Below are 24,948 nucleotides of genomic sequence, written 5' to 3'. Positions count from 1 at the left end.
AGCCGGATCCCTATCTGCCGCTCAAGGCGCGGGGTCGCCGTCGGAGGGGTCAGGGATGCTCCAGCGCCGCGCCACGATCGTGCTCGCCCTGCTCGCGGTCGTGGTCTTCCTGCTCTATCAGCTCCGCGACGTGCTGGTTCCGTTCGTGGCGGGCGCGGCGCTCGCCTACGTGCTCGACCCGATCGCCGACCGGCTGGAGCGCCTCGGCATCGGGCGGCTCGCCGCGACCTTCACCATCCTGGCCGTCTTCGTGCTGCTGCTGGTGCTCGCGCTCATCATCGCGGTGCCGCTCGCCGCGCGCCAGATCGGGGCGCTCGTCGCCACCCTGCCGGGGACCGTCTCGCGCATCCAGGCGATCATCGCGGACCATGCCGGCCCGCTGCTGGAGCGGGCGGGCGGGGCGGGCACGCTCCAGGACCTGCAGGCGTCCGTCGGGCGCCTCGTCGGCCAGGCCGGGAGCTGGATCGTCAATCTCGTCGGCTCCCTGTGGTCGGGGAGCCAGGCGATCGTCGGCATCCTGTCGCTCCTCGTCGTCACGCCCGTCGTCGCCTTCTACCTCCTCGTCGACTGGGACCGGATGATCGCGACCCTCGACGGTTGGGTGCCGCCCCGCCACCGCGACACGGTCCGGATGCTCGCCCGCGACATCGACGCGGCGATCACCAGCTTCATCCGCGGCCAGAGCCTGGTCTGCCTGCTGCTCGGCACCTTCTATGCGGTCGGCCTGTGGCTGATCGGGCTGAATTTCGGGGTGCTGATCGGCATGATGGCCGGGTTCCTCACCTTCATTCCCTATGTCGGCTCGCTCACCGGGTTCCTGCTCTCCGCCGGCGTCGCGGTGGTGCAGTTCTGGCCGGACTGGACCTGGATCCTGGCGACCCTCGGGGTGTTCCTCGTCGGGCAGTTCCTGGAGGGCAACGTGCTTCAGCCCAAGCTCGTGGGCGACGCCGTGCGGCTGCATCCGGTCTGGCTGATGTTCGCGCTCCTCGCCTTCGGCTCGCTCTTCGGCTTTCTCGGCCTGCTGCTGGCGGTGCCGATCGCGGCGGCGCTCGGCGTCATCGCGCGCTTCGGCGTGCGCCGCTATCTCGAGAGCACACTCTACCGCACCGGCGCGCCGCCCCTGGCCGCGCCGGCGCCGACACCGCTGCCGGTGGCCGATCTCGACACGCGGGGCCGCGCCTGATGCCGGACCTCCCGCGCCAGCTCACCCTCGACCTGCCCCTCGACCCGCGCTTCGGCCCCGAGGATTTTTTGGTCGGCCCGAGCAACGAGGCGGCCTATGCCCGCATCGAGTCCTGGCCCCACTGGCCCGACCCGGTTCTGGTCCTCACCGGCCCCTCCGGCAGCGGCAAGAGCCACCTCGCGGCGGTCTGGGCGGCGCAATCGGGCGCCCGCACGGTCGGCATCGCCGAGGTCACGGGCGCGGCCGTGCCGCAGCTCGCCGAACATCCGGCCCTCGTGATCGAGGATGCCGACCGGCGCAGCGGCCGCGACGAGGCCGCCCTGTTCCACCTGCTGAACCTCGCCCGCGAGCGGGGCACGAGCCTCGTCATCACCGGGGCGGGGGCGGTCGAGGGCTGGGGCATCGCCACGCCCGACCTGCGCTCGCGGCTGCGCCTTGCGCCCACGGTCGCGATCGCCCCACCGGACGAGGCCCTGCTGCGGGCGGTGCTGGTCAAGCTCTTCGTCGACCGCCAGCTCGTGGTGGACACGAGCGTGGTCGATGCCCTGGCGCTGCGCATCGACCGCTCGCTCGGCCGCGCCCGCGACGTGGTGGCGGCCCTGGACCGGGAGGGGCTTGCCCGCGGCCGGCGCATCACCCGGCCGCTCGCCCTCGCGACCCTGGCGTCGCTCGACGATTCCGCGGGGGAGGGGGGGCCGTGAGGACCCGCAGCACAAGGATCGGCCGGGGGGATCCCGTCCGCTTCATCGGAATGTCAAACTGACCTGCCACGCGCTAGGGGCGCTTCCGCGAGACAGGCTTCACAGGAGGTTCCACCGTGACCGAACCCGCCGCAGCCGATCCCAAGGCCATCGAGGTTCCCGACGATCTCGCGCTGCTGCCCGAGGCGCCGGCTCCCGTGGCGGCTGCGGTCGGGGAGGCCGTCGCGGCGGGACGGGCCCTGCGCCGGGAGCCGAGCCGCTTCGTCAACCGCGAGCTGTCCTGGCTGCAGTTCAACCGGCGGGTGCTGGAGGAGGCCTCCAATACCGGGCATCCGCTGCTGGAGCAGCTCCGCTTCCTCTCGATCTCGGCCAACAATCTCGACGAGTTCTTCATGGTCCGCGTCGCGGGCCTGCACGATCAGGTCCGCGCCGGCATCGCCACCCCGTCGCAGGACGGCCTGACACCGACCGAGCAGCTCGCCCGCATCGACGCGGAGGTGTCGGAACTCGCCCGCGACCAGCAGCGCCGCTGGCGCGAATTGCGGGCGGACCTGCATCGCCACGGCATCGAGCTCGTGGAGGCGATGGGCCTCTCGGCCGAGGAGGCGGCCTGGCTCGAGGACTACTTCCTCCAGCACATCCTCCCGGTCCTCACGCCGCTCGCCATCGATCCGGCCCATCCCTTCCCGTTCATCCCGAATCTCGGCTCGACCCTCGCGCTGATGCTGGTGCGGCCCCGGGACGGACGGGTGCTGCGTGCGCTGATCCGCCTGCCCGCCGTGGTTGAGCGCTTCGTGCGCCTGCCCGACCCGACCGGAACCGGCGCCGCCCGCTTCATCGCCATCGAGCAGGTGATCGTGCTGTTCACGAGCCGCCTCTTCCCCGGCTACCTCGTGAAGGGCCAGGGCGGCTTCCGGGTCGTGCGCGATTCGGATCTCGAGATCGAGGAGGAGGCCGAGGATCTCGTCCGCCACTTCGAGACGGCGCTGAAGCAGCGCCGCCGCGGCGTCGTCATCCGCCTCGAGGTCGAGGCCGGCATGCCGGAGGACCTGCGCACCTTCGTGGCCGACGAGCTGGAGATGCCCACCGACGCGGTCTTCCTCGTCGAGGGCATGCTGGCGCTCAACGAATTGTCCCAGATCGTCTCGATCGACCGGCCGGACCTGAAGTTCAAGCCCTACAACCCGCGCTTCCCCGAGCGCATCCGCGAGAGCGGCGGCGACTGCTTCGCGGCCATCCGCCAGAAGGACTTCGTGGTCCATCACCCCTACGAATCCTTCGATTCGGTGGTGCAGTTCCTCTCCCAGGCCGCCCGCGATCCGCATGTGGTGGCGATCAAGCAGACCCTCTACCGCACCTCCTCGAACTCGCCGATCGTGGCGGCTCTGGCCGAGGCGGCGGAGGCCGGCAAGTCGGTGACGGCCCTGGTCGAGCTGAAAGCCCGCTTCGACGAGGAGGCAAATATCCGCTGGGCGCGCAACCTGGAGAAGGCGGGCGCGCAGGTGGTGTTCGGCTTCATCGAGCTCAAGACCCACGCCAAGCTGTCGATGGTGGTGCGCCGCGAGGGGGACCGGCTCGTCACCTACTGCCATGTCGGCACCGGCAACTATCACCCGATCACCGCGCGCATCTACACCGACCTGTCCTTCTTCACCGCCGACCCGGTGATCGCCCGCGACGTCTCGCGCATCTTCAACTTCATCACCGGCTATGCCGAGCCGGCCGAGCTCGAGCGCATGGCGGTCTCGCCGCTGACGCTCAAGACCCGCCTCCTCAAGCACATCGAGGAGGAGATCGAGCATGCCAGGGCCGGGCGTCCGGCCTCGATCTGGATCAAGTGCAACTCGCTCGTCGATGCACCGATCATCGATGCCCTCTACGATGCGAGCCAGGCCGGCGTGCAGATCGACTGCGTGGTGCGCGGCATCTGCTGCCTGAGACCCGGGGTCCCGGGCCTGTCCGAGAACATCCGGGTCAAGTCGATCGTCGGGCGCTTCCTGGAGCATGGGCGCATCTACGCCTTCGGCAACGGCGTCGGCCTGCCGAATCCCAGGGCCAAGGTCTACATCTCCTCGGCGGACCTGATGAGCCGCAACCTCGACCGGCGCGTCGAGGCGCTGCTGCCGATCCTCAACCCCACCGTGCATCAGCAGGTGCTCGACCAGATCATGCTGGCGAATCTTCTGGATAACCAGCAGAGCTGGCGGGTGCTGGCCTCGGGCGCGAGCGAGCGCATCCAGCCCGCCGAGGGCGAGGAACCCTTCAACGCGCACAAGTATTTCATGACCAACCCGAGCCTGTCCGGGCGGGGCAAGGCTTCGAAGAAGTCGAGCCCGCGGGCGCTCAGCCGGCGCGGCCAGCGCGGCTGACACGGCGGCCCCTTCGGGTCATAAGGACTGTCGCTCGGGGGGCGCGGGAGGCCGCGTCCCATCGCGTCCCGCTCGCCGGGGTGCCGTCGCGAGGATCCCGATGGACCTGGACTCGTCTTCCCCCGCCCGCATGCCGCGCGAGGCCCTCGCCCAGGTCGTCCCGGGTGAGCCGATCGCGATCGTCGATATCGGCTCGAACTCGGTGCGGCTCGTGGCCTATTCGGGCCTCTCGCGGGCGCCGACGCCTCTCTACAACGAGAAGCTTCTGTGCGGGCTCGGCCGCAACGTCCTGACGACGGGGCGCCTGCACGAGGAGGGGGTCCGGCGCGCGCTCCAGGCGCTCGCGCGCTTCCGGGAGCTCTGCCGCACCATCCAGGTCGGGCGCACCTTCGTGCTCGCCACCGCGGCGGCCCGCGATGCCGAGAACGGCCCGGATTTCCTGCGGGCCGCCGAGGCGGCCTGGGGCCAGCCGGTCGAGCTCCTGTCGGGCCGGCGCGAGGCGGAACTTTCGGCCTACGGGGTGATCTCGGGCTTCTACGCCCCCGACGGCGTGGTGGGCGATCTCGGCGGCGGCTCCCTCGAACTCGTCGACGTGCGCGGCGCCGCGGTCGGGCGGGGCGTCACGACGCCGCTCGGCGGGCTCGCGCTCCAGGATCTCAGCGGCGGCTCGCTCAAGAAGGCGCGGAAGATCGCCGCCGAGACCCTCAAGAAGGCGGCGCCGCAGCTCGAGACCCTGCGCGGGCGCACCTTCTACGCGGTGGGCGGCACCTGGCGGGCGCTCGCGCGCCTGCATCAGGCGGCGCGCGGCTACCCGATGCGCGTGATGCACGGCTACACCATCGATCCGGCCGACGAGCTGACCTTTTTGGAGGTGGTGGAGCGGGTCGATGCGGCGACGCTCGCCGCCGTCGAGAGTGTGTCGGAGGCGCGCCGTCCTCTCCTCGCCTACGGGGCGGTGGTGCTGGAGGAGATCATCCGCAGCGGGCGCCCGCGGGAGATCGCCGTCTCGGCGACGGGAGTGCGCGAGGGACTGCTCTACGAACTCCTCGACCCGGCAAGCCGCAGCGAGGATCCGCTCCTCGTCGCGGCTGCGGAACTCAACTGGCTGCGCGCACGCAGCCCCGGCCACGGCCCCGAGCTCCAGGCCTGGACGGACGCCTTCATGGCGAGCCTCGACAACATGCCGGAGACCGCCGACGAGCGGCGCCTGCGCCACGCGGCCTGCCTGCTCGCCGATATCGGCTGGCGCACGCATCCGGATTACCGCGGCGAGCAGAGCCTGAATCTGATCGCCCACGGTGCCTTCGTGGGCATCGATCATCCGGGCCGGGCCTATCTCGCCGTGGCGGTGTTCTTCCGCCACGAGGGCGTGGCGCCCGAGAAGGCGAGCCCGACCCTGCGCCAGCTCGCGGGCGGTCGCCTGTTCGAGCTCGCGCGTCTGCTCGGGGCGACTCTGCGGGTGGCCTTCCCGATCTCGGTCGCCATGGAGGGCGTTCTCCCACGCACGCCGCTGCTTCTGCGGGATGGGGCCCTGGTGCTTCATCTGCCGGAGGATCTGCGGGCGCTGGCGAGCGACCGCGTCGCCAACCGCCTGCGCGGCCTGGCCCGTCTGCTCGGCGTCGAGGCGCGCATCGCGGTGGGCTGAGCCCGGCGGGCCGGCCCGCCGCGGACGGTTCCCGTCCAAATCGCACCTGACCTGCGTGGCAGCCGCCCCGCTCCTCAGCATGAGGGCCGGGGCCGTTGCCACAAGAGGGAGCACTCAGTCAGCCGGTTTAATCCGGTTTCCGGTTGATCTGTTCGGAGACAAGAGGGCGCGGGAACCGCGGGATCCCCTCTCCCGTGCGGGAGAGGGGTAGGGGTGAGGGTCCCGGACGGATCCGCAATAATCCTGAAGCCGTGGTGGTGGCAGCGGCACGGTTCAGGATACTTGCTGAACCACCTGGGCCCTCACCCCTGCCCCTCTCCCACTCGGGAGAGGGGGTCCCCGCGCCCTCTTGTCTCCGAACAGATCAACCGGAAGCCGCATCACCCGCCAGGGGCGGCAACGCCGGTGGTGAGCTCATGCTTAAGCCCGCGTTAGCCTCGCCGTGAGAGGCTGCCGGCCCGGTCGGGAAACGGTGGGCGGATGGGTCGGACGGGCACAGGCCGGTGCGGAGCGATGCTCCTCATCGCGCTCGCGGCGCTGCTCCTCGGCACGGCCGGGGCGGCGGCGGCGAAGCTCGTCTCCATCACGGGGTCCGAGCAGCGCAATTTCGGCCGCATCGCCCTCACCTTCGACCAGAGCGTCAAGGTGACGGCCAAGGCCGCCGGCAGCATCCTCGTGATCAGCTTCCGGGAGCCGGCCAGAGGCGCACGCGAGCGGCTCGCCGTGGAGATGCCCGCCTATGTCGCCCAGGCGCGCCGAGACCCCGACGGCGGCGGCCTGCGCCTCGCCCTGCAGCGGCCCTTCACCGTCAATGTCCTGGAGGCCGCCGAACGGGTATTCGTGGACCTGCTGCCCGAGACCTGGAGCGGCCTGCCGCCGGGCTTGCCGCCCGAGGTGGTGGCCGAGCTCGCGCGGCGTGCCGAGGAGGCGGAGGCCCGCCTGCGCCGGGAGGCGGAGCGCAGCGCCAGGCCGCCGCTGCCGCTGCGCCTCGAGACCGCCGAGCTGCCGACCCTGACGCGCCTCACCGTGCGCCTGGCGCCCGCCGCGCCGGCGGCGTTCGAGCGCAATGGCCGCAGCCTGCGCCTGATCCTCGACGGCGCCTATGCCATCCAGCCGAACGACGCTAGGGCGCGCCTCAAGCCCGCCGTCGAGACGCTGACCGCCGACAGCACCCCCGCGCAGACTCGCCTCGCCCTGACCCTCGCGGAGGGATACGACGCCGAGGGCTACCGGGACGACGACGGCTACACCATCGACTTCACCCGCAAGCCGGAGCGCTCGGCAGCGGCGGAGGCCCCGCCCGCCCCGGCACCGAAGCCCGCGGCGGGTGAGCCGCCGAAGGCCGGCAGGAGCGAGGCGCCGGAGGCCGATCCGCCCGCCGCCGAGGCGGAGCCGGCCGGGCCGGGCCGGCGGGCCGGATCCGAGGTCCCCCCCTCCGGCCCCGTCGAGGCGCGGGTCGCCCGCCTCGGCGAGACCGTCCGGATCACCTTCCCGTTCGCGGCGCGCCCCGCCGCAGCGTTGTTCGAGCGCGGCGGCATCGCGACCCTGGTCTTCGAGACGCCCGCGCCGGTGCGGCTCGATCCGGCGGCGCTCGCGCCCGATTCGCCCGTCCGGCTCGCCGAGGCGCCGCGGGCCGAAGGGCAATACGCCGTGCTGCGCTTCGTCCTTGCGGGCGGCACGATCGCCCAGCTCTCGCCCGGCGATGGTCAGGGTTGGACCCTCGTCCTCGGCGACGGCAGCCTCCCGCCGGGCGACCTTCTGGCGCCGCAGCGCGCGGCCGATGGGGCCGGCCGGCCCGCAATCTCGGTCCCGCTGGCGCGGGCCGGATCCGTGTTCTGGCTGGAGCGCAACGGCGAGCGGATCGCCGTGGTGACGGCCCAGGGGCCGGACCTCGCGGGCGTGCCGAAGCGTGGGCGCTTCGTCGATTTCGAGCTGCTCGCGAGCCGCCAGGGCGTCGCGGTGCTGGCGCTCGCCGACGACCTCGTGGTGCGCCCCGGCCTCGCCGAGGTCGCCATCACCCGCCCGGGCGGCCTCGCGGTGAGCCCCGCGGTGGCGGAGGCGATGGATGCCGGCCCCCCGGTCTCTCCCGACGGGCTCGTCGTCCAGCCCGAGCGCTGGCGGGCGGATCGCCGCGGCGACGTGCTGAGCCGCATCCGGGCCGCGCAGCAGGCCGTTGCGACGGCCGACAGGGCCGGCCGCTCGCCCGCGCGCATCGACCTCGCCCGCGTGCTCCTGGCGAACGGCTTCGACGCGGAGGCCGCCACGGTGCTGGCCTTCGCGGCCAAGGAGGACGCCGTCATCGCCGCCGATCGGGCGACCCGGATCCTCTCGGCGATCGCAGCCCTGCGCCTGCGGCGCGACGCGCAGGCGGCGGAGATCCTCGGCGGCGACACCAAGCTCGGCCAGGATCCGGAGGCGCGGCTCTGGCGCGCCGTGGCGGATGCCCGCCGGGGCCGCCTCGCCGGTCCGGCGGCGCTCGCCGCCCTCAAGGCCGCCCTGCCGGTCGTCGAGGCTTATCCGGAGGATCTCCGGCTCCCGGTCCTGCTGACGCTCGCGGGGCTTGCCCTCGATGCCCGCGACCTCACCCTCGCCCAGAAGGCGATCACCGCCGCCGCGGCGATCACCGACTCAGGCCTCACCCGCGATCAGGTGGCGCTGCTGCGCAACCGATTGACCGAGCAGCTCGGCCAGGAGGCCCTGGCCCGGCGCGAGTACCAGCGCCTCGGCGCGGAGGCCGAGGCCCCGGTCGCCGCCGAGGCGGCCCTGCATCTGATCGATCTCGCGCGCAGGGCCGGGACGGTCCCGCGCGAGGAGATCCTCGCGCGGCTGGAGCGGCTCGCGCTGAGCTGGCACGGCGGCGACGTCGAGGCCGAGACCCTGGCGCGCCTGAGCCGCGCCTATGCGGAGGCGGGGCGCTGGCGCGACGCCTTCGCCACGGCGCGCAAGGCCAACCGGCTCTTCCCCGAACATGCGGCGACGCGGGGGCTGCACCAGGACACCGTCGCGCTCTTCGCCGACCTCTTCCTCACCGACAAGGGCGCGAGCCTCGGGCGCGTCGAGGCGCTCGCCCTCTATTTCGACTTCAAGGAGTTCACGCCGCTCGGCCGCCAGGGCGACGAGATCGTGCGGGGCCTCGCCGACCGGCTGGTCGCCCTCGACCTTCTCGACGCCGCCGCCGACCTGCTCCAGCATCAGGTCGACAAGCGGCTCACCGGCGCGGCCCGGGCGAGCGTGGCGGCGCGCCTCGCCAGCATCCGCCTGATGGACGATCGGCCGCTCCAGGCGCTCCAGGTGCTGCAGGCGACCCGGCTGCCCGAACTGCCCGAGCGGATCCGCGAGGCGCGCACGCTGCTCGAAGCCCGCGCCCTGTCGGATCTCTCGCGCACCGACCTCGCCCTCGAACTCCTGGAGGGCGTCGAGGGCCCCGATGCGGCGCGGCTGCGGGCCGACATCGTCTGGAGCGCGAGGCGCTGGCGCGAGGCCGGGGAGGCGCACGAGGCCCTGGTCGGGACCCGCTGGCGCGAGCCCGGGCCGCTGAGCGACGCGGAGCGGGCGGACGTGATGCGGGCCGCCATCGCCTATGCGCTCGCGGACGAGACCCTGAGCCTCGACCGGTTGCGGGCGAAGTTCACCCCCAAGATGGCCGAGAGCCCGGACGCCCGCAGCTTCGCGCTTCTCTCGGCCCCGAACGCCACCCGCACGGCGGCGTTCCGCGACCTCGCCGGCAAGGCGATCAGCGCCGACACCCTCACGGCCTTCCTGCGCGCCTACCGGGCCCGCTATCCGGAGAGCGCGGTGCCCGAGCGGCCCCTTCCCCCGCCGGAGCCCGGGCCGGAGGCGCGGCGGGCCGGAGGGGCGCCGCCGGGCTAGCGCCTCTCGTGCTCACCCGCCGTAGCTCTGCACCAGCGAGCCGGCGACCAGGGTCCAGCCGTCGACGAGCACGAAGAAGATCAGCTTGAACGGGAGCGCCACGGTGGCGGGCGGCAGCATCATCATGCCGACCGACATCAGGATCGAGGCCACCACGAGGTCGATGATCAGGAAGGGGATGAAGAGCAGGAAGCCGATCTCGAAGGCCCGCCGCAGCTCCGAGATCATGAAGGCCGGCGTGAGGATCTCGAGGCCGACCGCCTCCGGCGTCGCCGGGCGGGGCGCTTTGGCGAGATCGAGGAAGAGCTGGAGGTCCTTCTCGCGGACCGTGCGCAGCATGAATGCCTTGAACGGCGCGGCGGCCCGCTCGAAGGCCTGGGATTGCTGGATCTGTCCGGCCACGAGGGGCTCGATCCCTGCACGATAGGCGTCCCGGGCCGTCGGCGCCATCACGAAGGCGGTGAGGAACAGGGCAAGGCTGACGATCACGGCGTTCGGCGGCGCGGTCTGGGTTCCGAGCGCCGAGCGCAGGATCGACAGCACGACCACGATGCGGGTGAAGGAGGTCGCCATCACCAGCACCGAAGGCGCGAGCGCCAGCACGGTGATGAGGGCGACGAGCTGGAGCGCCCGCTCGGTGACGCCGCCGCTCGGCCCGAGATCGACGGTCACGCTCTGCGCGAGCGCGCCGCTCGCCGAGGCGACGAGGACGAGCCCGGCGAGCCAGACGGCGCGCCGGCCCCGGACTGACCGAGTGAGGAGGCCCATGCGCGCACCCTGGCGTCGTCCGCGCGGCCGGCGCAAGGGCGCGACCGCACCGGCGCGCCGCTTGTCCGCAGCCGCGGCGGGACGGCAACAGCGCCGGCGATCGGTCCGTCAGCGCTTGTCGAGCGGCCGTCCCAGCAGGCGGGCGAACTCGGCCTCGATCTCCTCGACCGAGAAGGGGTTCGGTGCGGCAGGCGCCTTCTCAGCCTCCGGCTTCGGTTCCGGTGCGGGGGGAGGGGGTGGCTCGGGCGCCGGAGGGGGTTCGGGCGCGGCCGCCGGCTCCGGTGCCAGCGGTTCCGGCTCGGGGGGCGGTGGAGGCGGTTCGGGCTCGGGTGGCGCAGGAGGGGGCGGCTCGGGCGGCAGCGCGGCAGCCGGTTCGGGCTCGGGCGGCGTGGGCTCCGGCGGGTGCTCAGGCGCCGTCTCCACCTCCGGCGCGGGCGGCGGCTCCGGGGCCACCGCCTCGGGTTCCGGCGGCGGGGGAGGCGGCGGGGGTTCGGGCTCGGGTGCAGGGGGCGCCGCCGTCACCATCGGCTCGGGCTCCGGCGGCCGCTCCATCATCGGCATGGCCGGGCGGGACGGGGCGACGGCCGAGGAGGGTCGGCGCAGCGCCTCTTCCAGCTGGCGGGCCATGTCGTTCAGGATGGCGGCGTCCACGGCGCGCGGCTCGGCCCCGCGCGTGCCGGCCGGGGCCGGCGCCGGGCCGTGCGGCTCCGCGGCGGGAACGGGCGGCACCTCGAGGGGCGGCGGGGTCTGGCGGTTGGCGCGCTGGCTCGGCGGCTCGACCCGCCGCGCGGCGTTGAAGCGCGAGGCCGGGCGCGGCGGCATCGGCGGGCGCATGGCGGCCGGCTCGGGCGGTGGCGGCGGCGGAGGGGCGGGCGCCGGCGGCGGCGGGAAGGTGGAGGTCGGCTCGGGCGCCTCGACCGGGGCGGGCGGCTCCGGGAAGGGCGGCAGGGGCGGCGGCAGCGAGGCCGGCTCGCTCTCCGCCGGGAGCGGCAGCGGCGGTTCGGGGGGCGCCTCGCTACGCTCGGCGAGGTCGGCCGGGAGCCGCGCGCCCGCCATACGCACGATGTTGCGCTCCACCACCACGTCGTTCGGGCCGCCGACGAGCAGGAGATGCTCCACGTTGTCCCGGCGCAGCAGAATGAGCTGCCGCTGCCGGTCGAGCTCGTAGATGTCCACGATGCCGAGGCGCGGCTGCCGGCCCCGCTGCGCGCCGCCGTTGCCGAGGCTCAGGCGGCCGCGGGCGAAGCGCTTCGCGCCGAACGCGAAGGCGCTGAGCAGCACCACCATGATCAGGAATACGATCAGGTAGGAGATCACGGGCGATCCATCCGTCCCGAAAAGCGAGGAGAGCAATGCACGGTCTCTCACGACTGAGGTGCGCGGGGCACCGACACCACACGAGGGGGTTCTAACACGCGGGCCTTGCGCCTGCGCAGGGCGAGTTAAGGCGTCTTAACAACTTCATGGCGGGGTGGCGACTCAGCGGTATGCCCCGCGCCCGATGCGGGCCGGCGCGATTAACGACCTCTTAACCATAAGGCCGGCAGATTTTGCCGGCCGAACCTGGGGCCGTCCCGTGCCAGTCGCCGATCTCCCGCTCGTCAGCATGCTGCGCAACCGCATGCAGTGGCACCAGACGCGCCAGAAGGTCCTGGCCGAGAACGTCGCCAATGCCAATACCCCGGGCTTCAAGGCCCGCGACCTGCGGGCGCCCGTCTTCCGTCCCGATGGCAGCCTCGCCGCGTCCGGCCCGGCGGGAATCGTGGTCGAGCGGACGAGCCCGATGCATCTCGCCGGCACCGGTGCCACTGGCCCGGCCGAGGAGCGCGAGCGCACCCGATTCGACGTCGTGCCGAGCGGCAACGCCGTGAGCCTCGAGGACGAGATGCTGAAGGCCGCCGACAATCAGGCGAGCTACCAGCTCGCCGCCTCGCTCTACCAGAAGAGTCTCCAGCTCCTGCGCAGCGCGGTCGGCAAGTAGCGGGCGGGGGCTGCCATGGACTTCATGAAGGCGATCGGCATCGCGGCCTCGGGGCTGCGCGCCCAGTCCGGCCGGATGCGGGTGATCTCCGAGAACATCGCCAACGCCGATTCCGAGCCGAAGAGCGCGGGCGCCGAGCCCTACCGCCGCAAAGTCCCGACCTTCGCCAACCGGCTCGACCGCGAGCTCGACGCCAGCGTGGTCGAACTCGGGCGCGTGCGCCGCGACCAGAGCCCCTTCCGCACCAAGCACGAGCCTGGCAACCCGGCGGCGGATGCCAATGGCGAGGTGCGGCTGCCGAACGTCAATCTCCTGGTCGAGACGGTCGACATGCGCGAGGCCCAGCGCAGCTACGAGGCGAACCTCAACATGATCACGGCGGCCCGCCGGATGATCTCCCGCACCATCGACATCCTGAAGGTCTGACCTCATGCCGACGAACGCCTTCGCGGCCGGCGCCTATGCGGCGATCCAGAATCTCGGCCGGCTTAGCCCCACCCGCCCGGCCGCGCCCGAGGGCGGCTTCGGCCAGCTCCTCACGGCGGCGGTCGACGGCGTCGCGGAGGCCGGCCGGCGCAGCGAGCAGCAGATGATGGCTGTCGGCGCCGGCAAGGCCAACATCGTCGATGTGGTCACGGCGGTGGCCGAGAGTGAGACCGCGCTCCAGACCCTGGTCGCCGTCCGCGACCGGGTGATCTCGGCCTACGAGGACATCATGCGGATGCAGATCTGACGCAACCGAACCGACATGGCGCGGGCAGCGCGGGATACCCTCTCCCGAGTGGGAGAGGGGTAGGGGTGAGGGTGCTGCGCTTCAGAACAAGGCACTGAGCGTCGCGCTGGCCGCGGCACGGTTCAGGCTTTTTGCGGAACCGTTTCCACCCTCACCCCTGCCCCTCTCCCACTCGGGAGAGGGGTTCCGGTTCCGGTGCCAGACTCCACTCCTCTTGCCTCTCTCTCCCATGATCTCAATCCCATGACCGGCCTTGCCATTCTCGACATCGCCCGCGACGGGATCGTCACCTTCCTGAAGGTGGGCGGCCCGCTGATGGTGGTCGCGCTCATCGTCGGGCTCGCGGTGTCCCTGCTCCAGGCCCTCACGCAGATCCAGGAACAGACCCTGATCTACGTGCCCAAGATCGTCGCGGTCTTCGCCGCCATGCTGCTGATGCTCCCCTTCATGGGGGACGCGATGGCGGGCTACATGACCCGGATCGCCGCCCGCATCGCCGCGGGCGGCTGACCCGGAGACGGTCGGTCCCGTGAACCTCCTTCTGCCCGGGCTCGCGGCGTCCTACCTCCTCACCTTCGCGCGGGTGGGCACGCTCATCATGCTGATGCCCGGGATCGGCGAGGCCGTGGTCTCGCCCCGCCTGCGCCTCGCCTTCGCGCTCCTCGTCGCCCTGGTGCTGTTCCCGGCGGTGCGCCCGCTGCTGCCGCAGCCGGACGGGGCCGGAGCCGGGCCCCGGCTCATCGGCGTGCTGATCGGGGAGGTCGCGGTCGGGCTGGTGCTGGGCCTCAGCGTGCGCGCGGTGCTCGCCGCCCTCCAGACCACCGGCACCATCATCGCCCAGCAACTGGGCCTCGCCTACGCGATGACGGTCGATCCGACGGCGGCGGGCCAGCAGGCGACGCTCGGCACCTTCCTCACCCTGCTCGGCATCACCCTGGTGCTCGCCGCCGATCTCCACCACCTCGCCATCGCGGGGATCCGCGACAGCTACGCGCTGATGCCGCCGGTCGGCGTGCCGGCCACCGGCGACGCGGCGGATCTCGTCATCCGGGCGGTCGCCCGGGGCTTCGCCCTCGCGGTGCAGATCTCGGCGCCCTTCATCGCCTTCGGCATCCTGTTCAACCTCGGGCTCGGCGTGCTGTCGCGGCTGATGCCGCAGATGCAGGTGTTCTTCGTCGCCACCCCGGCCTCGATCCTGATCGGCATGATGGTGCTCTTGGCGACGATCGGGGTGGTGATGGGCGTGTTCGTGGACGATCTCGGCCGCTGGCTCGGCCAGTTCGGGAGGCTCTAAAGCTGTGGCGGGCGACACCGAGCAGGAGGACCGGACCGAGGAGCCGACCCTGAAGCGCCTCGACGACGCGATCAAGCGCGGCGACGTCGCCACCAGCGTCGAGGTCAACACCCTGTTCCTGCTCGGGGGCTTCACCCTCGTGCTTCTCGTCGCGGCGGGCTCCGCCGCGCGAGGGTTCGCCCTCGACATGCGCGGGTTCCTCGCCTCCCTGCACGCGGTGCCCTCGGACGCGGCCGCCTATCAGGCCGTCGCGCGCCGGGCGCTCGCGGCGCTCGGCCTCGCCGTTGCGGTGCCGGTCGGCGCCGCCGTGGCGGCGGGCCTGGCGGGCGGCCTCCTCCAGCATCCCTTCGTCTGGACCACCGAGACCTTAAGCGCGAAGTGGGAGCGCGTCTCTCCCCTGGCGGGCCTCAGGCGCCTGTTCGGACCCGAGGCGTGGTTCCAGTTCGGCAAGGGGCTCGTGAAGATCGCCCTCGTCGGCACGGTGGCGGGGCTGGTGCTGTGGGGCGACCGCGACCGGCTCGAAGCCTTCGCGCGGCTCGACCCGGCCGCGATCCTGCCGGCGACCCTGGTGCTGGTGCTCCGGCTCATGGCCGGCATCCTGGCGGCCTATGTGGTGCTCGCCCTCGGCGACGCCGTCTACCAGCGCCTGCGCTGGCGGGCGCGCCTGCGGATGACCAGGACCGAGATCAAGGAGGAGCTGAAGGAGAGCGACGGCAACCCGGAGGTCAAGGCCCGCCTGCGCCAGCTCCGCCACGCCCGCGCGAGGAAGCGCATGATGGCGGCGGTGCCCACCGCGACCGTCGTGGTCGCCAACCCGACGCATTTCGCAGTGGCCCTGCGCTACGAGACCGGCATGGCCGCGCCCGTCTGCGTCGCCAAGGGCGTCGATGCCCTCGCGCTCCGGATCCGCGAGATCGCCGGGGCAAACGGCGTGCCGGTGGTCGAGAACCCGCCGCTCGCCCGCGCGCTCCACGCCACCGTCGAGATCGACGCCGCGATCCCGACCGAGCATTACAAGGCGGTTGCGGAGGTCATCGGCTTCGTGCTGCGTCAGCGCCGCCGGTGAGCGCGCAGCGGGCCGGGGGAGCGTGAGAACGCGCGGACTTGCCGGCCCGCGCCGCTCGGGCATAACCGCGACGCGCCCCGGGATGTCAACCTCCGGGCAAGCCTTGTCCGGCAGGATGGGGCATTTCGGGCGCGGAGGGCCGTGAACCGGCAGAACTGGATGGATCGCGGCGTCATGCCTGAGATGAGCCCCCCGCCCCTGACCGAGGCCGCCTCGCTCGACCGCTCGGAGCGCCCGGGGCGGGTCAGCCTGCTGCTGCTGCTGGCCGGCCTGCTCGTCGGGGCGGCGGTGGGCTTGAGCTTCGTCGCCAACGAGCAGGCCCAGCCCCTGATCCTCGGGCTGCTCGCCCTGCTCGCCATGGCGGGCGTCTTCTCCCTCTTCGCGCTCGCCATCGGGGCGCTCCAGCTCACCGGGCAGGGCGCGCGCAACGACGTCACCAAGGCGGTGGTGGACGCCGCCCCCGAGGGCATGATCGCCGTCGAGGACGGCACCCGCCCGATCTACGCCAATGCCGCCTATCTGGCGCTTGCGGGCAGCGACGGCTTCTCGAACCTGCGCCTCGTCGAGCGCGTCTTCGTCGGCAGCCCCGATGTCTCCGAGGCGATCTACCGCCTCGCCCAGGCCGCGCGGGAGGGGCGCAGCCTCTCGGAGGAGATCCGCATGGCGCCCCCGCCCGGCGGCGCGCGGGACTTCGCGTGGTACCGCATCGCGGTCCGCCCCCTGCCGCTGCCCCGCCGGCCGGTGGCGCTTTGGAGCGTGAGCGACATCACCCACGAGCGCGAGCGTCAGGAGAACGTCTTCCAGGAACTCCAGCACGCAATCGACTATCTCGATCACGCCCCGGCGGGCTTCCTCTCGGTCGATCCGCGGGGCGCCGTCGTCTACATGAACGCGACCCTCGCCTCCTGGCTCGGCCACGACCTCGCGCAGGTCGGCTCCGGGGGGTTGCGCCTCTCCGAGATCCTGCCGGCCGCCGTCGGCGAGGTGCTGGTCGCCGGCAAGGGCGAGCCGGGCGAGGTGCGCACGGACCATTTCGACCTCGACCTGCGCCGCCGCAACGGTCATCCGCTGCCCGCCCGAATCTACCACCGGGTCGCCTACGGGCAGGATGGCCGGCCCGGCGCTTCGCGCACCCTGGTGCTCAACCGCTCGGCGGGCGAGGAGGCCGACGAGCCCCAGCGCGCCGCCGAGGTGCGCTTCGCCCGCTTCTTCAACACCAGCCCGATCGCGGTGGCGACCCTCGACCCGGCCGGACGGGTCGTGCGGGCGAACGCCTCCTTCGCGCGCCTGTTCGGGACGCTCCCGCGCACCGGCGAGGGCCGCGAGATCGGCCCCTCGGCCCATGACTGCATCGCCGAGCGCGACCGCCAGACCTTCGACGGCGCCTTCCGGCTCGCGGCCGAGGGGCGCGGGGACGTGGCGCCCGTGGAGGTCGGGGTGGCGGCGCCCGGCAACCGCTCGGCCCGGATCTGGCTCAGCCCCGAGGTCCGCGCCGCGGGCGGTCCCGAGGAGGACGCCGCCCGCGAGGCCGTCATCCTCTACGCCCTCGACACCACCGCCCAGCTCCAGCTGCAGCAGCAGATCAACCAAGCCCAGAAGATGGAGATGGTGGGCCAGCTCGCGGGCGGCATCGCGCACGACTTCAACAACGTCCTGCAGGCGATCATCGGCTACTCGGACCTGCTGCTGGCGAGCCACCGGCCGGTGGACCCGGCCTTCCAGGACATCATGCAGATCAAGCAGAACGCGAACCGGGCCGCGAGCCTGGTGCGCCAGCTGCTCGCCTTCTCGCGCCGCCAGACCCTGCGGCCGGAGGTGATCCATCTCGGGGACGCGCTCTCCGACCTGACCCTGCTCCTCAAGCGCCTCCTCGGCGAGCGGGTCGAGCTCGACCTCAAGCACGGGCGCGACCTCTGGCCGGTCAAGGCCGACGTCAATCAGTTCGAGCAGGTGATCGTGAACCTCGCGGTGAATGCCCGCGACGCCATGCCGAATGGCGGGCGCTTGGCTCTGCGCACCGCCAACGTCACGGCGGAGGCCGCGGGCGCGCTCCAGCTCACCGGGCTGCCGGCCGCCGATTACGTGCTGGTCGAGGTGGCGGATACCGGCACCGGCATGACGCCGGAGATCATGGAGAAGATCTTCGAGCCGTTCTTCACCACCAAGGAGGTGAACAAGGGCACGGGGCTCGGCCTCTCGACGGTCTTCGGCATCGTCAAGCAGTCGGGCGGCTACATCGACGTGAAGTCGACATTGGGCGAGGGCACGGTCTTCGGTATCTACCTGCCGCGCTACGTGCCGGTGCCGGAGGCGGAGACGCCGCCGGCCGATCCGGCGCCGGCGGCATCGGTCGCGGCGGCCGCCGCGCCGGCCGGCTCCACGGCTGCGGCTGCTGCTGCGCCGGCTGCCGAGCCGCCGCGCAAGCCGCCCGCCCCGGACCTCACCGGGCGGGGCACGATCCTGCTCGTCGAGGACGAGGATCCGGTGCGGGCCGTCAATGCGCGGGCGCTCGCGGCACGCGGCTACACGGTGCTCGAAGCGGCCTCGGGCGTCGAGGCGCTCTCGATCATCGGCGAGCGCGACACGCCGGTCGATCTCGTCGTCTCCGACGTGGTGATGCCCGAGATGGACGGCCCGACCCTCCTGCGCGAGCTGCGCAAGCGCCATCCCGAGCTCAAGGTGATCTTCGTCTCCGGCTACGCCGAGGACGCCTTCCAGAAGAACCTGCCGGAGGGCGAGGAATTCAACTTCCTGCCCAAGCCCTTCAGCCTCAAGCAGCTCGTCGAGACGGTGAAGACCACGATGGCCGGATAGGCTTTGCGAAACACGGTGGACGTTGGGCCCGGCGCCCTGGCGCCGAGATGGTTCCGATCTAAACTATCCGCATGGTCTCTTCGCCGCCCTCCGCGCCCGCCTCCGCCGAGCCGGATCCGATGCGGATCTGGTTCCGTTTCGTGCGCCTCAACCGGCGCGTCGCCGCCGCAATTGCCGCGGAGCTGAAGGCGCTCGGGCTCTCGATCCCGCAATTCGACGTGCTCTCGACCCTGTCGGAGCGCGAGGGGCTGACCCAGCAGGATCTCGCCGAGCGGCTCTACGTCACCAAGGGCAACGTGTCGGGGCTGATCGACCGGCTGGTGGAGGCCGGGCTCGTGGAGCGCCGTCCGATCCCTGAGGACCGGCGCTCCCACGCCCTGCATCTCACCCCGGCGGGGGGCGCGCTCGCCCGGACGGGCATGGCCGCCCAGACCGCCTATGTGGCCCGCACCCTCGGGACTCTGTCTCCCGCCGACCTCGCCGATCTCGAACGGGTGGTGCTGGCGTGGCGGGCCGTGGCCCGCGCGGACGGCGAGACGCGGCGCTGACCGGCACGGTCGGCGCGGTCGTGTTCGCGGGCGGCGGCCATCGCTGCGACTGGCCGGGCGGCTTCCGGGGTCGCGCGGGGCGCCCGATCGGTTTGCGGATGGTCGGTTCGGAGACCGTTTCGGCCCGAGCGGCGGCTGCGCGAAGCCGACATCTGCTTGGTGGAGCAAGTAACCGGATGTCGGATGGCGGCTTTCGTCCAATCGGGCCCGCCTCCGGCAAACGCAACACACCTCAGCATGAGGGCCGTTGGGGCCTCCACGACCGTCTTGCGGGACTTCGGAAGGGCGTCCTTGGCGTCATTCGACACCAGCTGCGCCTACGCTGAAGGATGAAGCCTCAGGATGCGCGACGCGGAGTGCCGCATCCCAAGAAGTGAATTCGCGATCGAGGCCATCCCACCTCGCGCGGGCGGGATGGCCGGGATTTCAGTGCGACCGGTCGATCCGGTCCGGGGCCTGCCCCATGTTGCTGTGCCGGTGGTGGGCGTCGCGCTCGCCGCCACCGCCCGAGATGTGCGAACGGGAGTCGTTCGTCGGGCTGCCGGGCTGCGGGCCGTGGTGCTCCTCGTGGAGGGGCTCGGTGGCGTCCTGATGGCTGCTGCCGGGACCGCCATGGTGGCGGTTGGTCTGGGGTGCCTTGCTCGACATGCTCATCGGTCCTGCTGGTATCCCTGGTTGGTGGTGTTCACCTTCGAGTTCCCGGCTTGGCCGATCTTGTCGGGATCCTTGGTCTGGCTGCCGCTCTTGCCGAGTTCCGTCGGGGCGCCCTGGGCGCTGCCGGGCCCCTTGTCGGACTGATTGGCGGGCGGGACGGGGGGAGGCTTGGCGGTCATGCTGTGCGTCCTCTTGGTTGTCGCGGCCAACGTCCCCGGACCGCTGCCAGTTCCACCGCCGGCCCGCCGGCGGCGGAATGTGCCCTCGGGAGGCCGGCCTCTCTCGCACCGCAACCGCCTGCAGCCTCGGCAATACCGGTCTTGTCTTCCGCAACGGAAGATCATGCAGCTATTACGTCCCAGCTTGCATCGAATCTGCTCGTGGCAAATCGGCCCCATGTCTGTCTCTCTCTGCCTTTCTGCGGTGAATCACGCTCGGAATTCGAGATGAGGACAAGATCTTTACGAGGCCTTCAGTCCTGAGGCGGTACCGTGAGATCGGCAGCGTGCAATCGGATGGGGGCTCGTGCCCGAACTGGCGGATAGGAGGGATACGGCCGCCCCGGGCCGGCCCGGCAGCGTGCGATCCCCGGTGCGGCGGGCGCCCGGGCCGTGGCGTCGTCTGTCGCGCGCGGCCCGGCGCCTCTGGCGCCGCCTGCGGCCCGATTCGCAGATCGGCGCGCATCTCGCCGGCACCGTTCTCCTCACCGGCGCTCTCACCTTCGCCATCGTCGGCCTCGTGGCGCTTCAGCGCCTGAACCAGGATGCGGCCGAGCGCGCCCGCGCCGTGTCGCTCCTCTCCCGCGAGCAGGTCGCGCGCAAGCTCGACGGGGAGGCCCGCCTCGCCGACGCGCGCCTCGACGGCCTCTTCGACGAGGCGGCGCGGCAGACGCGGTTCCTGGCGCAGCGCCTCGACATCGTGAAGGCGGTGGGCTCGGCCAACAGCGTCGCCCTGCGGGAACTGCTCGCCCCCGCCGCGGTCACGGGCGACCTCGATGCCCTCGTGGTCACCGACCCCCAGGGGATCGTCACCGGATCGAGCAGCGGACCCGACCTGCTCGCCCTGACGGAGGCTGTCGACGCGGCGGAGATCGACCTGGCCATCCGCGACGTGCTGACGGAGAACAGCCGCGTGCGGCGCCGGGCCGTCAGCCGCATGTTCCAGCTGACCGATCCCCTGCGCATCGCGCTCGGGCTGCCGGACGAGCGCAGGATCGGGCAGATCACCGTCGAGCCGGTCTTCGACGATTTCGGCGATGCGGCCGGCGCGCTGGTCGGCCTGCGCATGCTCGGCCCCTCGGAGGGCACCTTCATCCGCTTCTCGGCGCTCACCAAGGTGGGCGTCGCGGTGCTGGCGGGCGGCCGCAGCGTCTCGGAAGCGGGCGAGCCGGTCGCCGGCCTCGTCCCGCGGACCGATCTCGACGAGGACGGGCTGATCGTCTCGGCCGACGGTGCGCGGGTGGCACGCTGCGTGTCGCATGACGGGTCCCTGGCCGTCTGCGCCCATTCGGACGGGGCCGAGGTCGGGGCCGCGGCGCAGGAGATCATGCGGCTCGGCGTGATGCAGACCCGGTCGCTCTTCGCGTGGTTCCTGCTGCTCGCCGCCTGCTCCCTCGGCCTCCTGGTCCTGGTGGTTCTCGGCGCCGTGCGCCGGGTGACGAGCGGCCTGCCGCAGCTCTCCACCGCCGCGAGCGCGGTGGCGCGCGGGGAGCTCGACGTGCCCTTCCGCGCCTCCGGTCTCGGCGAGGTGAGGAGCCTGGGACGGGCCTTCGAGACGATGCTCGCCAACCTGCGCGAGAGCCTCGGACGGGTGCGCCAGCTCGCCTTCTTCGACCCCGTCACGGGCCTCGCCAACCGGGAGAAGATGCGGATCGACGGCACGGCGGCGCTCGCCGGCCGCCGCCAGGACGTCGCCTTCCTGTTCCTCGACCTCGACCGCTTCAAGTCGGTCAACGACACCTTCGGCCATCGGGCCGGCGACGCACTCCTCTGCCAGCTCGCGCTGCGCCTGGCCGGCTTTCTGGAGGAGCGCCGCCAGACCGGCGCCCTCGGCCATTTCTGGCTCGGGCGGATCGGCGGGGACGAGTTCCTGATCGTCGCGAGCGGGCGGCTGACCTGCGAGGGCTTACGCCGCTGCGGCGAGGATCTCATCGCGGCCGTCAGCGAGACCTACACGATCGGCAGCGCCCACATGGCGGTCGGCGCGAGCATCGGCGTCGCGTTCGCGGAGGAGGGCTGCAGCTACGACGACCTCCTGGTCCGGGCGGACATCGCCATGTACGAGGCCAAGCGCCACGGCCGGGGCACTTGCACCTTCTTCACCGCGGAGGCGGCGCAGCGGGTGCAGGAGCGGCTCGGCATCGAGAGCGACCTGCGCTGCGCCCTCAAGGCCCGCGAGTTCGGCGTGCACTACCAGCCCAAAGTGTCGCTGAGGGACGGGCGGGTGGTCGGCGCCGAGGCGCTGGTGCGCTGGCACCACCCCGAGCGCGGGCCGGTCCCGCCCGGAAAATTCATCCCGGTGGCCGAGGAGGCCGGGCTGATCCCGGATATCGGGCTGTTCGTGCTCGAGCGCGCCCTGGAGGAGATCGGCGCCCTCGTGGCGCGTGGGCACGACCTCGCGGTCGCCGTCAACGTCTCGGTGCTGCAGCTCGAAGACCCGACCTTCGCGCGCACCGTGGAGGATCGCCTCGCGGCGGCCGGGATCCCGCCGCGCTGCCTCGAACTGGAGATCACCGAGACGGTGGCGATGCGCGAGTCCGAGATCATCCAGGGCCACATCGCGCGCCTGCGGATGCTCGGCGTGCGCTTCTCGATCGATGATTTCGGAACCGGCTACTCGAACCTCGCCATGCTTGCCCGCTCGCCGATCGACGCCCTGAAGCTCGACCGCTCGCTCGTCGACGGCGTTGCCGGCAGCAACGAGCAGCAGACCATCGTGCGCACCATCCTGTCGCTCGCCGCCTCGCTCGGCTTCGAGACGGTGGTGGAGGGCGTCGAGACCGATGCGGATCTGCGCTTCCTGATCGCGGAGGGCGCGACGACCGCGCAGGGCTACCTGTTCAGCCCGCCGGTGCCGATCGACACCTTCCGGACCTTCCTGGAGCCGGGCCGGCTTCAGGAGCTGTGGGCCCGGTCCGGCGGTGCGGCGCGGCGGCCGCGCTCGGCGTGATCGCGGCACCGGAATCCGACGGCCGGGATCACCCGACGGCGCGCTGGCCGGGCCGGGCGGATTGCGCCGGGGCGAGGCGCGCCGTCCCGTCGACGACGAGGCGAGTGACGAGGTCGGCATAATCCGCCCGCGTCAGGCCGCCGGTCTCGCGGAACCAGGGATAGTGCCAGTTCACCATGCCGAAGAACGACATGGTGACGGGCGTGAGGAGCCGCGTGCCCTTGAGCTGGGGGGCGATGCCGGTGATCGCGTCGGCGAAGAGGCGCACGAGGTCGCGCTCGATCGCCCGCAGCGCCTCCTGGCGGTCGGGCGGCAGCAGCGCGAGGTCGTTGATCTGCACCTTGTGCCGCGCATCCGCGCCCCGATAGGCCTCCAGCAGCGCGCCGACGAGGCGGCGCAGCCGCGGCTCCGCAGCCAGGCCCGGCTCGTCCGCCGCCCCGACCGCCGCCCGCAGAGCCTCCAGGTGGAGGCGCAGCACGTCGAACAGGATTTCGTCCTTGTCGCGGTAGTAATGGTACAGGTTGGCCTTCGACACGCCGCAGGCCTCGGCGATCCGGCTCATCGAGGCGCGGTCGTAGCCGTGGGCGGCGAAGAGTTCCGCCGAGCGGTCGAGGATGATGCGGCGCTTCTCGTCGTAGTCGCTCGCGCGGGTGCGGGCCATGGGGCGGGTCAGGTCCTGGAGCATCTTCCGACGAAGTGGATCCCGGTTCGTCGCAGAAAATGCGGCACAATCAGAAACCTGGAGCAGGGTCCGTTCACGTTGGGACGGACCCTGCTCCAGGTCGGCGGTCGATCACGCGCTTGGCCTTGCCGAGGGAGCGCTCGATGGTCTCGGGGTCCAGCACCTCCACGGCCGCCGTCACGCCGATCGTCTCCTTGATCAGGTGAGCGAGCCGCGCGCCCGCCTCGCGGCGCAGGCCCGCCTCGTCCGCCTCCGGGCGGACCTCCACGGTGACCGTCATCGCGTCGAGGCGGTCCTCGCGCGTGAGCACGATCTGGTAATGGGCCGAGAGGCCCCCGACCCGCAGGATCGCCTCCTCGATCTGGCTGGGGAAGACGTTGACCCCGCGCAGGATCATCATGTCGTCGCTGCGGCCGGTGACCTTGTCCATGCGCCGCATCGCCCGCGCCGTGCCGGGCAGGAGCCGGGTGAGGTCGCGGGTGCGGTAGCGGATCACCGGCATCGCCTCCTTGGTGAGGGAGGTGAGGACGAGCTCGCCCGTCTCGCCGTCCGGCCGCACCGCGCCCGTGCCGGGGTCGATCACCTCGGGGTAGAAGTGATCCTCCCAGACATGCAGCCCGTCCTTGGTCTCGACGCATTCGCTCGCGACGCCCGGGCCGATCACCTCCGACAGGCCGTAGATGTCGACGGCGTGCAGGTCGAAGGCCTCCTCGATCTCCGCCCGCATGGCGTTGGTCCAGGGCTCGGCCCCGAACAGGCCGACCTTGAGCGAGGTCGCCCGCGGGTCGAGGCCCTGCCGGCGGAACTCGTCGAGAATCGCCAGCATGTAGGAGGGCGTCACCATGATGATGTCCGGCTCGAGGTCGCAGATGAGCTGCACCTGCCGCCCGGTCATGCCGCCCGAGACCGGGATCGCCGTGCAGCCGAGGCGCTCCGCACCGTAATGGGCGCCGAGGCCCCCGGTGAAGAGGCCGTAGCCATAGGCGATATGGACCCGCATGCCCGGCCGTCCGCCGGCGGCCCGGATCGAGCGCGCGACGACCTCCGCCCAGAGGTCGAGGTCGCCCTTGGTGTAGCCGACCACCGTCGGCTTGCCGGTGGTGCCCGAGGAGGCGTGGAGCCGCGCGATCCGCTCGCGCGGCACCGCGAACAGGCCGAACGGATAGGTGTCGCGCAAATCCGCCTTGGTGGTGAAGGGGAAGCGAGCCAGGTCGGGCAGGTCGCGGAAATCGGACGGGTGCAGGCCGGCCGCGTCGAACTTGGCGCGGTAATGCGGCACGTTCTCGTAGGCGTGCCGCAGGGTCGCGGCGAGGCGCTCGCGCTGGAGCGCCGCGAGTTCGGCGCGCCCCAGACGTTCCGCGGCGTCGAGATCCTCCGGGCGGGGCTTCAGCTCGGCGAGTTTCCGGGGCGTGACCTGACCCATGGCACCCTCCCTTGAGAGTCGGTCGGTCTCCGCCGACCGGTTTCACGCA

The 24,948-nt window shown here is 72.3% G+C and carries 20 protein-coding genes; 14 read left to right on the top strand and 6 right to left on the bottom strand.

Going from position 1 to position 24,948, the window contains the following annotated elements; translation table 11 throughout:
• Positions 1-55: 55 nt before the first annotated feature.
• From MNOD_RS26240 to MNOD_RS26220, 5 genes are all read left to right on the top strand, one after another.
• Complete coding sequence (locus MNOD_RS26240; protein ID WP_015931993.1) at positions 56-1,183, top strand: AI-2E family transporter; 1,128 nt, start codon at positions 56-58, stop codon at positions 1,181-1,183.
• Positions 1,183-1,884, top strand: a complete 702-nt coding sequence (locus MNOD_RS26235; RefSeq protein ID WP_015931992.1) for a P-loop NTPase family protein — start codon at positions 1,183-1,185, stop codon at positions 1,882-1,884. Before MNOD_RS26240 ends, MNOD_RS26235 begins: the two co-directional genes overlap by 1 nt.
• A 116-nt stretch (positions 1,885-2,000) precedes the next feature.
• The gene (locus MNOD_RS26230; protein ID WP_015931991.1) at positions 2,001-4,253 is read left to right on the top strand and encodes an RNA degradosome polyphosphate kinase; all 2,253 of its coding nucleotides are present in this window, start codon (positions 2,001-2,003) and stop codon (positions 4,251-4,253) included.
• A gap of 130 nt (positions 4,254-4,383) precedes the next feature.
• Entirely contained in the window at positions 4,384-5,898 is a 1,515-nt protein-coding gene (gene ppx, locus MNOD_RS26225; RefSeq protein WP_085984953.1) for an exopolyphosphatase, read from the top strand.
• A 513-nt stretch (positions 5,899-6,411) separates the two neighbouring features.
• Complete coding sequence (locus MNOD_RS26220) at positions 6,412-9,768, top strand: hypothetical protein (RefSeq protein ID WP_015931989.1); 3,357 nt, start codon at positions 6,412-6,414, stop codon at positions 9,766-9,768.
• 12 nt (positions 9,769-9,780) lie between these two features.
• Here MNOD_RS26220 and fliP read toward each other — a convergent pair whose 3' ends face one another.
• A complete protein-coding gene (fliP, locus tag MNOD_RS26215) occupies positions 9,781-10,536 on the bottom strand; it encodes a flagellar type III secretion system pore protein FliP (RefSeq protein ID WP_015931988.1) in 756 nt (251 codons plus the stop codon).
• 108 nt (positions 10,537-10,644) lie between these two features.
• Positions 10,645-11,853, bottom strand: coding sequence for a hypothetical protein (locus tag MNOD_RS26210; RefSeq protein ID WP_015931987.1), 1,209 nt, complete (start codon positions 11,851-11,853; stop codon positions 10,645-10,647).
• A 289-nt stretch (positions 11,854-12,142) separates the two neighbouring features.
• Between MNOD_RS26210 and flgB the strand changes: the two genes are divergently transcribed.
• From flgB to MNOD_RS26170, 8 genes are all read left to right on the top strand, one after another.
• On the top strand, positions 12,143-12,517 hold the full coding sequence (flgB, locus tag MNOD_RS26205; RefSeq protein WP_425277518.1) for a flagellar basal body rod protein FlgB: 375 nt from the start codon (positions 12,143-12,145) through the stop codon (positions 12,515-12,517).
• A gap of 15 nt (positions 12,518-12,532) precedes the next feature.
• A complete protein-coding gene (gene flgC, locus MNOD_RS26200) occupies positions 12,533-12,943 on the top strand; it encodes a flagellar basal body rod protein FlgC (RefSeq protein WP_015931985.1) in 411 nt (136 codons plus the stop codon).
• A gap of 4 nt (positions 12,944-12,947) precedes the next feature.
• Entirely contained in the window at positions 12,948-13,250 is a 303-nt protein-coding gene (fliE, locus tag MNOD_RS26195; RefSeq protein WP_015931984.1) for a flagellar hook-basal body complex protein FliE, read from the top strand.
• A 243-nt stretch (positions 13,251-13,493) separates the two neighbouring features.
• Positions 13,494-13,760 carry a flagellar biosynthesis protein FliQ gene (fliQ, locus tag MNOD_RS26190; protein WP_015931983.1) on the top strand — a complete coding sequence of 89 codons (267 nt, stop codon included), beginning with the start codon at positions 13,494-13,496 and terminating at the stop codon, positions 13,758-13,760.
• A 19-nt stretch (positions 13,761-13,779) separates the two neighbouring features.
• The gene (gene fliR, locus MNOD_RS26185; RefSeq protein WP_015931982.1) at positions 13,780-14,544 is read left to right on the top strand and encodes a flagellar biosynthetic protein FliR; all 765 of its coding nucleotides are present in this window, start codon (positions 13,780-13,782) and stop codon (positions 14,542-14,544) included.
• 4 nt (positions 14,545-14,548) lie between these two features.
• Positions 14,549-15,610: an EscU/YscU/HrcU family type III secretion system export apparatus switch protein gene (locus MNOD_RS26180; RefSeq protein WP_015931981.1), complete on the top strand. Its 1,062-nt coding sequence runs from the start codon at positions 14,549-14,551 to the stop codon at positions 15,608-15,610.
• Positions 15,611-15,784: 174 nt separating this feature from the next.
• Positions 15,785-18,424 carry a cell cycle histidine kinase CckA gene (cckA, locus tag MNOD_RS26175; RefSeq protein WP_043752109.1) on the top strand — a complete coding sequence of 880 codons (2,640 nt, stop codon included), beginning with the start codon at positions 15,785-15,787 and terminating at the stop codon, positions 18,422-18,424.
• Positions 18,425-18,495: 71 nt separating this feature from the next.
• Positions 18,496-18,972: a MarR family winged helix-turn-helix transcriptional regulator gene (locus tag MNOD_RS26170; protein ID WP_015931979.1), complete on the top strand. Its 477-nt coding sequence runs from the start codon at positions 18,496-18,498 to the stop codon at positions 18,970-18,972.
• A gap of 426 nt (positions 18,973-19,398) precedes the next feature.
• Here MNOD_RS26170 and MNOD_RS26165 read toward each other — a convergent pair whose 3' ends face one another.
• Positions 19,399-19,626 (bottom strand): hypothetical protein, encoded by a 228-nt coding sequence (locus MNOD_RS26165; RefSeq protein ID WP_043749451.1) that lies wholly within the window; start codon positions 19,624-19,626, stop codon positions 19,399-19,401.
• The gene (locus MNOD_RS26160) at positions 19,623-19,805 is read right to left on the bottom strand and encodes a hypothetical protein (protein WP_015931977.1); all 183 of its coding nucleotides are present in this window, start codon (positions 19,803-19,805) and stop codon (positions 19,623-19,625) included. Before MNOD_RS26160 ends, MNOD_RS26165 begins: the two co-directional genes overlap by 4 nt.
• 346 nt (positions 19,806-20,151) lie before the next feature.
• On the opposite strand from MNOD_RS26160, the gene MNOD_RS26155 reads away from it, so the two are divergent.
• Positions 20,152-22,794, top strand: a complete 2,643-nt coding sequence (locus MNOD_RS26155) for a putative bifunctional diguanylate cyclase/phosphodiesterase (RefSeq protein ID WP_015931976.1) — start codon at positions 20,152-20,154, stop codon at positions 22,792-22,794.
• A gap of 28 nt (positions 22,795-22,822) precedes the next feature.
• Here MNOD_RS26155 and MNOD_RS26150 read toward each other — a convergent pair whose 3' ends face one another.
• Positions 22,823-23,455 carry a TetR/AcrR family transcriptional regulator gene (locus tag MNOD_RS26150; protein WP_015931975.1) on the bottom strand — a complete coding sequence of 211 codons (633 nt, stop codon included), beginning with the start codon at positions 23,453-23,455 and terminating at the stop codon, positions 22,823-22,825.
• Between the two features lie 94 nt (positions 23,456-23,549).
• Positions 23,550-24,899, bottom strand: a complete 1,350-nt coding sequence (paaK, locus tag MNOD_RS26145; protein WP_015931974.1) for a phenylacetate--CoA ligase PaaK — start codon at positions 24,897-24,899, stop codon at positions 23,550-23,552.
• Positions 24,900-24,948: the final 49 nt, after the last annotated feature.

The sequence above is a fragment of the Methylobacterium nodulans ORS 2060 genome (assembly GCF_000022085.1).
In the GTDB taxonomy this organism is placed as follows: Bacteria; Pseudomonadota; Alphaproteobacteria; order Rhizobiales; family Beijerinckiaceae; genus Methylobacterium; species Methylobacterium nodulans.
The sequence above is the reverse complement of the archived record's forward strand: the minus strand, read 5'-3'. Positions and strand labels throughout refer to the sequence as shown.